Source organism: Nonomuraea zeae (assembly GCF_005889725.1).
In the GTDB taxonomy this organism is placed as follows: Bacteria; Actinomycetota; Actinomycetes; order Streptosporangiales; family Streptosporangiaceae; genus Nonomuraea; species Nonomuraea zeae.
Map to the genome: position 1 here is coordinate 1 of NZ_VCKX01000388.1, position 10,005 is coordinate 10,005.

8 protein-coding genes and 3 tRNA genes are annotated in these 10,005 nt (G+C 73.2%); 7 read left to right on the top strand and 4 right to left on the bottom strand.

Annotated features, from left to right (window positions below; genetic code table 11):
• The coding region (locus ETD85_RS55820; RefSeq protein WP_170247385.1) for a LysR family transcriptional regulator at positions 1–303 on the bottom strand (303 nt) is incomplete at its 3' end.
• Between the two features lie 58 nt (positions 304–361).
• On the opposite strand from ETD85_RS55820, the gene ETD85_RS55825 reads away from it, so the two are divergent.
• Positions 362–1,522 (top strand): Rid family hydrolase, encoded by a 1,161-nt coding sequence (locus ETD85_RS55825; RefSeq protein ID WP_240780053.1) that lies wholly within the window; start codon positions 362–364, stop codon positions 1,520–1,522.
• On the opposite strand, the gene hutH is transcribed toward ETD85_RS55825, so the two are convergent.
• From hutH to ETD85_RS55840, 3 genes are read right to left on the bottom strand one after another with little or no spacing between them, the layout of a single operon-like run.
• Positions 1,519–3,069 (bottom strand): histidine ammonia-lyase, encoded by a 1,551-nt coding sequence (hutH, locus tag ETD85_RS55830; RefSeq protein ID WP_138697968.1) that lies wholly within the window; start codon positions 3,067–3,069, stop codon positions 1,519–1,521. The genes ETD85_RS55825 and hutH overlap by 4 nt on opposite strands.
• Before the next feature lie 19 nt (positions 3,070–3,088).
• Entirely contained in the window at positions 3,089–3,799 is a 711-nt protein-coding gene (locus ETD85_RS55835; RefSeq protein ID WP_138697969.1) for an ArsR/SmtB family transcription factor, read from the bottom strand.
• Between the two features lie 54 nt (positions 3,800–3,853).
• Positions 3,854–4,408: a hemerythrin domain-containing protein gene (locus tag ETD85_RS55840; protein WP_138697970.1), complete on the bottom strand. Its 555-nt coding sequence runs from the start codon at positions 4,406–4,408 to the stop codon at positions 3,854–3,856.
• Between the two features lie 112 nt (positions 4,409–4,520).
• Between ETD85_RS55840 and ETD85_RS55845 the strand changes: the two genes are divergently transcribed.
• From ETD85_RS55845 to ETD85_RS55870, 6 genes are all read left to right on the top strand, one after another.
• Positions 4,521–5,720: a hypothetical protein gene (locus ETD85_RS55845; RefSeq protein ID WP_138697971.1), complete on the top strand. Its 1,200-nt coding sequence runs from the start codon at positions 4,521–4,523 to the stop codon at positions 5,718–5,720.
• A gap of 33 nt (positions 5,721–5,753) precedes the next feature.
• A complete protein-coding gene (locus tag ETD85_RS55850; protein ID WP_138697972.1) occupies positions 5,754–6,479 on the top strand; it encodes an SDR family oxidoreductase in 726 nt (241 codons plus the stop codon).
• 81 nt (positions 6,480–6,560) lie between these two features.
• Positions 6,561–6,632, top strand: a tRNA-Gly gene (locus ETD85_RS55855).
• 15 nt (positions 6,633–6,647) lie between these two features.
• Positions 6,648–6,718 (top strand) — tRNA-Cys (locus ETD85_RS55860).
• Between the two features lie 6 nt (positions 6,719–6,724).
• Positions 6,725–6,799, top strand: a tRNA-Val gene (locus ETD85_RS55865).
• A 165-nt stretch (positions 6,800–6,964) separates the two neighbouring features.
• Positions 6,965–9,883, top strand: coding sequence for a hypothetical protein (locus tag ETD85_RS55870; RefSeq protein WP_138697973.1), 2,919 nt, complete (start codon positions 6,965–6,967; stop codon positions 9,881–9,883).
• Positions 9,884–10,005 lie beyond the last annotated feature (122 nt).

Genomic DNA, 10,005 nt, shown 5'->3' on the forward strand with positions numbered 1-10,005 from the left:
CACCCGCAGCGTCCCGCCCCGCCCGCCGTGGATGGCGGCCAACTCCTCACCCGCGCGGCCGAGCCGGTCGAGGACGGCGACGGCGTGCCGGTGCAGCACCGCACCAGCGGGCGTCAGGCGCACGCCTCTGGCCAGGCGGTCGAAGAGCGGCCCGCCCGCGGCGCGTTCGAGCGCGGCGATCCGCCTGGAGACCGCCGACTGGGTGTAGCCGAGCAGCTCGGCGGCGGCGGTGAACGAGCCGCTCGTGGCGACCTCGTCGAAGAGCCGCAGCGTTCCGGTGTCAAAGGCATTCGTGTCAAGCATGGCTGCTATGCAATCTAGTCGGTGGTGGAATACCTCGCATCCCGCTTCACTGGGTGACGTGATTGCATTTCTCGGACAAGGGCGCATGGGCGCCCCCATGGCCCGGCGGCTCGTGGACGCCGGGCACAAGGTGACGACGTGGCGGCGCGGGAGCGGGACGTCCGCGGCTGATGCCGTGGAGGGGGCCGAGCTGGTGATCACCATGCTCAGCGACCCGGCCGCGGTGCGCGAGGTGCTGACCGCCGCACTGCCGGGGCTGCGGCCCGGCGCGACGGTGGTGGAGATGTCGACGATCGGGCCGGAGGCGGTGCGCGAGCTGCGCGCCCTGCTGCCCGCGTCCGCGGGGCTGGTGGACGCGCCGGTGCTGGGCAGCGTGGGCCCCGCCGCCGACGGCACGCTGACCGTGCTGGCCGGCGGTGACCTGTCGGCCTGCCGCGAGGTCCTGGCGGTGTTCGGGTCCGTGCGGGAGCTCGGGCCGCTGGGCGCGGGCGCGGCCATGAAGATCGCCGTCATGAGCGCGCTGGTGCCCGCCCAGGTGCTGCTGGCGGAGACGTTCGCGTACGGCGAGGCGCACGGCGTGGACCGTGACGCGCTCGCGGGCGTGCTGTCCGGCACCCCGCTCGGCACGCTGGCCGAACGGCTGCGCGTCCCGTCCGCCGAGACCCGCTACTCCCTGGCGCACGCGGCCAAGGACCTGGAGCTGGGGGCCTGGGCCGGCGCCACGATGGCCACCGCCGCCAGGGCCAGGCTGCAGGAGGCGCGGGCGGCCGGACTGGGCGAGCGCGACCTGACCGCGATCGCGGCCCACACGGCTGTTTCGCGGACCGAATCGAAGGCGGTGCCGCTCAACCTGCCCGTCATCCCCGCGACGAACGGCATGTACTCGCACGCCGTCCGGGTGGGCGACATGCTCTACGTCTCCGGCCAGGCCGCGTTCGACGAGCAGGGCCACATCGTCGGCGAGGGCTCCATGACCGCCCAGGCCGAGCACGTGTTCCAGGTCATCGCCCGCATCCTGGCCGACCAGGGCGCCACGTTCGGCGACGTCGCGTTCATCAGGACGTACCTGACGGACATGGACGCCCGCGCCGAGTACGGCGCGGTGCGCCGCAGGTACATCACCGGCACGCCCCCGGCCAGCACGACCGTTGAGGTGTCGAAGCTGTTCATGCCGGGGTTGCTGCTGGAGGTGGACCTGATCGTCGCGCTCCCCGGCTAGGCGAGGGGGCCCGTGATCGACTCCACCGCCGCCACCACGCCGCCGTCGGCCACCAGGCGCACGGCGGAGTCGATCTCCGGCGCCAGGAACCGGTCGGGGCCGGGCGCGGGCACCGTCTCGCGCAGCGCCTTGACCACGGCCGCCGTCGCGGGCGCGGGCTCCAGCGGGGCGCGCAGGTCGAGCGCGCGGGCCGCGGTGAGCACCTCGATCGCGAGCACCCTGGTGAGCCCGTCGACCGACCTGCGCAGCTTGCGCGCGGCCGACCAGCCCATGGACACGTGGTCCTCCTGCATGGCCGAGCTGGGGATGGAGTCCACGCTGGCCGGGACGGCCAGGCGCTTGAGCTCGGAGACGATGGCCGCCTGGGTGTACTGGGCGATCATGTGCCCGGAGTCCACCCCGGGGTCGTCGGCCAGGAACGCGGGCAGCCCGTGGTTGCGCGCCACGTCGAGGAAGCGGTCGGTGCGGCGTTCGGACATCGAGGCCAGGTCCGCGGCGACGACGGCGAGGAAGTCCAGCACGTACGCGATCGGCGCGCCGTGGAAGTTGCCGTTGGACTCGACGCGGCCGTCGTCCAGCACGGCGGGGTTGTCGACGGCGCTGGCCAGCTCCCACCCGGCCACGGTGGCGGCGTGCGTGATCGTGTCGCGGGCGGCCCCGGCGACCTGGGGCGCGCAGCGCAGGGAGTAGGCGTCCTGGACGCGCGTGCACGCCTCGGGGTCGCGGTGGCTGGCCATGATGCCGGAGTCGCGCAGGATCCTGGTCATGTTGGCGGCGGCCAGGGCCTGGCCCGGGTGCGGGCGCAGGGCCTGCAACTCGGGGGCGAACACCCGGTCGGTGCCGAGCAGCGCCTCCACGCTCATCGCGGCGCTCACGTCGGCGGTCCTGACAAGCATGGTGAGGTCGCCGAGGGCCAGGATGAGCATGCCGAGCATGCCGTCCGTGCCGTTGATGAGCGCGAGCCCCTCCTTGGCGGCCAGCTCGACCGGCTCGATGTGGGCCTGCTTGAGCGCCTCGGCGGACGGCTGCACCTTGCCGTCCCTGTCGCGTACGACGCCCTCGCCCATCAGCGTGAGCGCGACGTGGGCCAGCGGCGCCAGGTCGCCCGAGCAGCCGAGGCTGCCGTACTCGTGCACGATGGGCGTGATCCCCGCGCTGATCAGCGCCGCGAGGGTCTTGGCCGTGGTCGGCCTGATGCCGGTGTGGCCGGTGGCCAGCGTGTGCAGGCGCAGCAGCATGAGCGCGCGCACCACCTCGGTCTCGACCTCGGGCCCGTTGCCCGCCGCGTGCGAGCGCACCAGCGAACGCTGGAGCTGGGCGCGCAGCGCCGGGTCGATGTGCCGGGTCGCGAGCGCGCCGAACCCGGTGGAGATGCCGTACGCCGGCGTCGGGCTCTCGGCCAGCTCGTCCACCCGCTGCCGGGCCGCGGAGATCGCGGCCATGGCGTCGTCGGTGAGCTGTACGGGGGCACCGTGCCGGGCCACCCTGATGACGTCGTCGAAGCTCAGCGGCTCCGGACCGACGTTCACGACTCCGTTGTCGCGCATGATGCGTCTCTCTCGCTGGTTAGGTAACTGGCGTATGCGATGTTAGCTCCTTACCAGCGAACAATGCGGACAGACCCTCCCTGCCCTCGTCCGTGACCAGCACCGCGCGCGGCACGGCGCCCCTCCGCAGCCAGTCGCGCTCGAACAGCACCTCGGTGATCGCCGCCCCGAGCGCCCCGCCGAGATGCGCGCGGCGCTCCGTCCAGTCCAGGCACTCGGGCGCGAACCTCCTCCTGGACTCGCGCGCCCCCGCCACGTCCACGCCGAGCCCGGCCAGCAGCCGCTCGCCCGCCTCGGTCAGCCCCGCCTCGGCCTCGAAGCAGCCGCTCTCCCTGAGCCGGTCGAGCAGGCCCACGCCGGCCCGTCCGGCCAGGTGGTCGTAGCAGGTGCGGGCCTCCTCCAGCTGCCTGGCCTGCCGGGACTGGCGCAGGGAGCGTACGGGAGGGCGGGCGCTGATCCTCGCCAGCACCTCCAGCACCTCGGCCACCTCGTGCCCGGCCAGGCGGTAGTAGCGGTGGCGGCCCTGGCGCACGACGGCGACGAGCCCCCCGTCGAGCAGCCTGGCCAGATGGGCGCTGGCGGTGGCGGCGCTCACGCCCGAGATCCTGGCCAGCTCCCCCGCCGCCAGGGCCCGCCCGCCGAGCAGGGCCGTCAGGATGGCCGCCCGCGTCGGCTCCGCGATGAGCGCGGCGACGGGTGATATGTCGGCGTCACGTGCGATGTGCTCCATGGGTTCCACGGTAGTGCGATGACATTTCGCCTGGCACCGAAGCATGCCCGGCCGTCAGGCTCCGCCGCCGAGGGCCTTGCGGATCACGTCGCGGGCGCGGTCCATGAGGGCCAGCGGCGGCCCGGCCAGCAGGTTTCCGAGTGCGGACTCCCTACCGGGATGCGGGCGGGCCGGGGCGAGGGCCTCGGCCGCCCGCACCGCCACCGCCATCGCCCGGCGCTCGGCCGCGGAGGTGTGCGCGCGCAGCCTGGCGAACTCGTAGCGCTCCTCGCTGCGCGCGTGCGCCGTCACGGCCGTGCGCAGCTCCGCCAGCCGGTCCCAGAACGCCGGGTTGTCCACCCCCGCCTTGTGCAGGTCGGCCAGGAGCCGCTTGGCCCGCCCCTCCTCGGTCAGGCGGTCGCCGACGACGCCCTGACCGTTGTCGAGCTTCCTGCGCGCGTACGGGTGGACGATCTCCTCCTCGGCCGTCTCGTGCACGGACAGCATCCGTGTCAACCGGTCGAACGCCTCGCCCACCTTCTCCGGCGGCGCCTGCTCGACCTCGTCGAACAGGTCCCTGATCCGGCCGTGCTGGGCCACCAGCAGGTCGATGACATCGTGTTCGCCCACGTCAGCGCCCTACCCGGGGCCCCGGCCCGGTATGCCTCCCTTACCGAACGCGGGCCGTTCGCGTGGGCAACGCTGAGGTTGCCCGTCCGAAGCGCCGGGTACGCGGTGCGACATGGCCTTCGACCCACTTCAGGAGCGGGGAATCCCGCTGGACGAGCAGCTCAGGACCTGGCAGGAGCTGAACGTCACGCCGATCGACCCCGATCACGCCGATCCGCACACCCGCTGCCGGATCCTCACGATGAACGGCGTCGAGACCGAGGCGATCGCGTTCAGCCACCAGCTCGCCAGGCACTGCCCCGACCTCGAGATCAAGCGGCAGCTCGCGCGGGTGCGCTACATCGAGGCGCAGCAGCAGAAGGCGGTCGGCTGGCTGCTGCCCGGCGTCATGTCGGTGACGGAGACGATGATCGCCTACGAGCAGGCCGCGGTGGACCTGACGGCGTGGGTGGCCAGGATGGAGCCGGACCCGTACCTGAAGCAGTCCTGCCAGTTCGTGCTGCTCGAACACGTCGACCACCTCTACCGGTACGCGAACCTGTACGAGCTGATCGAGCACCGCGAGGCCGGGAAGGTCGTCGGCCGGCTGACCGAGGTGCTGCCGGGGCGGCCGGCGTACCTGCAGCACCGGGACCCGCCGGACAACGTGCGCCAGCCGTACGACAGGAGCGCCACCGAGCCGCTGTCCAGGCTGCACGTCCTCACGCTCATGTCGGCCGAGCAGCAGCTCACGAACTTCCTCATGAACGCCGGCCCGGCCTGCATCGAGCCGGTCGCCCGCGCACTCTGCCAGGAGATCGCGATGATCGGCGAGGAGCACGTCACCCACTACGAGACGCTCGCGGATCCGGCCGAGAGCTGGTGGGAGCGGCTGCTCAACCACGAGTACAACGAGTGCTACCTCTACTACTCCTTCATGGAGACCGAGTCCGATCCCCGCGTGAAGAGCATCTGGGAGCTGCACCTCGGCATGGAGCTGGAGCAGCTGCGGCTGGCGTCCGAGCTGTTCAGCCGCTTCGACGGGCGCGACCCCGACCAGGTGCTCGCCGCCGCGCTGCCGCCGCCGGTGACGTTCGAGCCGAACAAGGCGTACGTACGGGACCTGCTCACCACCCAGATCGGCTACACGACGCAGGGCACCGGGTACGCGCGCGAGCCCCACGAAGAGTTCTCCGCGATGCAGTCCGCGATCATGGGCGGCGGCAAGCCCCCGTCGGAGCGGGTCATCGACGACAACCGCGCCGTCTCCGGCCAGGAGTACCGCCTGGAGACCGAAGGGCCGCATCCCGCGAACCTGCAGCCCAGCCGCTGACGGCCCGCGACAGGCGGGTTAGGGTCGGTTCTCATGACAACAGTCGCCCTCGTGACCGGCGCCTCGCGCGGCCTGGGAGCCGTGATCGCGCGCAGGCTGGCCGCCGACGGCCTGGCCGTCGCCGTCAACTACTACTCCGACAGCGCGGGGGCCGAGCAGGTGGTGACCGCCATCCGGGCCGCGGGCGGGATCGCCGAGACGTTCAACGCCGACGTCACGGACGAGGCCGACGTGGCCGGGCTGATCGTCGCGGTGGCCGAACGGCTCGGGCCGGTGGACGTGCTGGTGGCCAACGCGACGGGGCCGCAGCCGTCGATCCCTTTCGAGGACCTCACCTGGCAGGCGCACCTCGACCAGCTCACGTTCTTCGTCAAAAGCCCGACGCTGCTGGTGCAGGCGGCTCTGCCGGGCATGAAGGAACGCGGCGGCGGCCGGGTCATCCAGATCGGCTCCGACATCGTGGACCGCCGGCTGCCCGGCATGTCCGCCTACATCGGGGCCAAGGGCGCCCAGCACGCGCTGGCCGAGGCGTGGGCGCGCGAGCTGGGCCCGTACGGCGTCACGGTGAACGTCGTCGCGCCCGGCTGGATCCCGGTGGAGCGGCACTCGGGCCTGGACCAGAGCGCCTACCGGGAGGAGGTGCCGCTGCGCCGGATGGGCACGCCCGACGACGTGGCGGCGGCGGTGTCGTACCTGGCCTCGGACGGGGGCGCGTTCGTCACCGGCCAGCGCATCACCGTCAACGGAGGCCACACGTGACCTGGGCGGCCGTATTCCAGTTTGGGGACTCGGCCAGGATTCGCTAGAGTTCTCTCGTCGCCCGGCGCGAGCGGGGCGGACGCGGAAGTGGCTCAGTGGTAGAGCATCACCTTGCCAAGGTGAGGGTCGCGGGTTCGAATCCCGTCTTCCGCTCGGAGCTTCCGGCTCGGTGGCGTGGCCGAGAGGCGAGGCAGCGGCCTGCAAAGCCGTCCACACGGGTTCAAATCCCGTCGCCACCTCTGCAAGGACGATTAGCTCAGCGGGAGAGCGCTTCCCTGACACGGAAGAGGTCACTGGTTCAATCCCAGTATCGTCCACCACCTTTCGGCGAGCCCCGGGCCCACGGCCCGGGGCTCGCCGCTTTTCCCGGGCCTCGCCGGGGTTCCGGGGGTCGTTGCTGACCCGGCGGACACTTCCCGGTCACCACCACCTGGGCGGCTGGGGCCACGAGCCATGCCTGCGCTCGGGGCGGGCAGATGTCAGACGTGCAGACCATTGGCATGCGGATGCCCGGCAATCAGCCGACGGACAGGACCAAGGCGGGCGCGAAAAAGGCAGGCGCGAAGAAGGCGCGCGCGGCAAAGACCGGCTCGGGGAAGGCCGGCGCCGAGCAGGCTGACGCCGAGAAAGCCGGCGCGGGGAAGACCGGCGCGGATAAGGCTGGGGCGCGGGTTGCCGGTTGGTTCGGGTCGACGCGGGTGTTCCTGCTCGCCGTCGCCGGTGTCACGCTGCTCGTCTCGGGTCTCTGCGCCCTGCCGCCGGTGGCCGGTTTCCTGCTGGGCCGGGCCATCGGCGGGGTGCTGATCTTCCCCGGTCTGGCTGACGGCCGGGCGGCGGGGGCTGCGGCGGATGCTGCGGCGGATGCTGCGGCGGATGCTGTGGCCGGCGCGGGGTCTGGCGGCGGTGTGGCTCCTGGCGTGGTCGCCGTGGCCGCGACGCTGGCCGCCTTCTGCGTGGTGCTGACGGCTGGGGCCTACGTCGTGTACCGATGGTCCGGGTTCGGCCGGTCGCGGGTGGGGGTGCTCGTGTGCTGGGGGCTCACCGGCGGCCCGGCCGGGGTGCTGGGCGTGCTCCTCTGGGCGTGGCTGCAGGGGGTGCCATCTTTCAGATACCTGACCTACGCGGCCGCTTGGGGGATGGCGACGGCCCTGCTGTCGGCGCTCCTGGCGCTGGCCGCGACGCGCACGATTCCCGCCGCCCCCGCCACAACCGAGCCCGCACCCGCCGGAGGCACCGCCAAGAAGGCCGCCGCCGCCGGGTCGGATGGCTCGGCTGAGGCTGGCCCGGTCTTCCGGGGCCGGGCGTGGGTGCTGCCCTGCCTGGTGGCCGGGTGGTCGCTGGTGTGGAGCGTGCTGCTGCGGGACCAGCCGCTGCTCGCCTGGTTACCCCTGTCCCTGGGGTACTTCCAGCAGGTCGCGGTGGTGCTCGCCGCCGTCGCGGCCGGGTCGCTGGAAGGGGCGTTACGGCGGCGGCTGCCGGTGGACGGCCGCCCCGGCCGGGCGTTCGTCCTGGCGTGGATCGCACTCAGCGCGGCCCCCGGCGTGTACGCGGCGGTCGTGGCGATCGATCACGGCATGCGGGAGTTGCTGCTCGCCGCGCCGCTGGACCCCGCCTGGGCGGCCGAGTACGCGCGTGACCTGGCGGCGGCGCTGGTCTCCGAGCCCGCCCAGGTCGCGCTGCCCCCGGTGCTGCTCGCCCTGGCCGCCACCGGCCTGCAGCGGGCACTGCCCGGCACGGTACGCGAGCCCGCCGCGCCTGACCCCGTGCGGCCCGATCGCCGGTGGAGCCTGCTGGTGGCGGGGGCCGCGCTCGCGCTGACGTACTTCTGCGTGGCCGTCACCTCGCGTTTCCCCACGCTCACCCGGCGGCTGCTCGACGAGGACTCCCCGGTGCCGCTGCGGGCGCTGGCCTTGCTCTCCCCGCCCGATCCTGCGCTCGGCGGGACCGTCGCAACGTGGTTATGGGCGGTGGTGGCGGCGTTCGCGGTGGCCGCGCCGGTGCTGGTCTACCTCGCGGTACGCGGCCAGCTCGTCCGGCTCTTCCCGGCGTCGTCGTACCTGGTGCTGGTTGCCGCGCTCGCGCTGGCCGCGGCGCTGGCCTGGAACGCGGGCACCCTGGCCGGCCACGTGCTGACCGGCGAGCGGCTGCTGGGGATCGTGCCGGCCGAGGAGGCCGCGTGGTTCACCGCGTTCGCCGTGCCGGTGTTCGGGGCGCTGCTGTTCATCGTGCATTCGCAGGCCGGCGTGACCAGGTTCGCGCGCATCCTGGAGCTGGAGGGCGGGCAGACGTGGGAGCAGGCGGTCGCGCGCCACCGGGCCTGGAAGGAGCAGGTGCGGGAGCACGTTCCCGGCCGGCGGGCGCGCGGGCTGCTGGCGGCGCGGGCCGGCGGGGCCGCGCTGGTGCTGGCCGTGGTGGCGGGCGCGATCCTGGGGATCGCCGGTCCCGCGTGGCAGGACGGCGGGCTCCTCCGCGCGCTGCCCGTCCTGTCCGTGACGCAGGGGCCGCTGGAGAACCTCGCCGCCGCCCTCTACGTCGTGCTGCTGGCCGGGCTGGTCTATCTCGGGCTCATGAAGGTGAACCTCGACGAGCGGCGCGCGTCCGCCTGGCTCACCGTGTGGGGGCTGTCGGTGCTGGCCGGCGGGCTGGCGGCGCTGGGGCCCTCGGGGTTGCAGATGGGCTTCCTGGCCGGGCCGTTCGTGGTCGCGGGCATGACGGCGAGCACGATGGTCAGCGTGCCCAGGAAGGTCCTGCTGGCCGGAGCGGGGGCGCTGGTCCTGGCGGCGGCGGCAGCACTGGCGGCGCCGCTCGTACGGGGCACGCAGGCGCGCGAGCCGATCGTGCTCAGGACGGCCACCTGGCACGAGGTACGCCCCCGGCTCGTGATCGACGTCTCCTATCCCCGGGCCGAGGGCGGCGACGCGGCCCGCGCCAACGCGGCTCTGATCGCCCCGGCCAGGACTGCCGTCGATGACACGCTGCGCGCCCTGCGCGCGAACCCGGCGGCCGGCGCCCTGGTCAGGGGCACCTACGTCGTCGTGCGCAATGACGCCGCGATGATCTCCGTGCGCTACGCGTTCTCGAGCGGGACCGGGGCGAGGACGGAGGACACCGGGCGGGCGGTCAACTACGACATCCGCGCCGCTCGCGCGCTCACCGTGCGCGAGCTGTTCGTCCCGGCCGCGTTCACCACGGACGGCCGGAAGCGGGTGGCCGCGGCGGTGCGGCCGTACATGCCGAAGGGCCAGAACCCGCGGACCGTGACCGTGGACAACGAGCGGCTGCTGGTCAACGTGGGCGCGGGGGAGGTGGAGCTGACGTTCGGGCGCGGCTACTTCTGCACCGGCTGCGCGGCGTTCACCGTACGGGTGCCGGCCGAGCGGCTGGCCGGTCTGCTGCGCGGCTAGCCCCGTTTTCCGCACGTCGAGGTGAGTGAAGATCGCCGAGTTTGCCGCAGTGATCGTCGCGCGGTATGACGTGGCTGGTGAGACAGCGCGCGCAGTGGGGTCAGGCCAGTGTCGAGAAGATG

What these genes read in the sequence shown, in the direction of transcription:
- hutH (WP_138697968.1), bottom strand. Translation starts at nt 3,069, where the DNA reads ATGCGCGACAACGGAGTCGTGAACGTCGGTCCGGAGCCGCTGAGCTTC.
- ETD85_RS55845 (WP_138697971.1), top strand. Translation starts at nt 4,521, where the DNA reads ATGGCCTTCGACCCACTTCAGGAGCGGGGAATCCCGCTGGACGAGCAG.
- ETD85_RS55850 (WP_138697972.1), top strand. Translation starts at nt 5,754, where the DNA reads ATGACAACAGTCGCCCTCGTGACCGGCGCCTCGCGCGGCCTGGGAGCC.
- ETD85_RS55835 (WP_138697969.1), bottom strand. Translation starts at nt 3,799, where the DNA reads ATGGAGCACATCGCACGTGACGCCGACATATCACCCGTCGCCGCGCTC.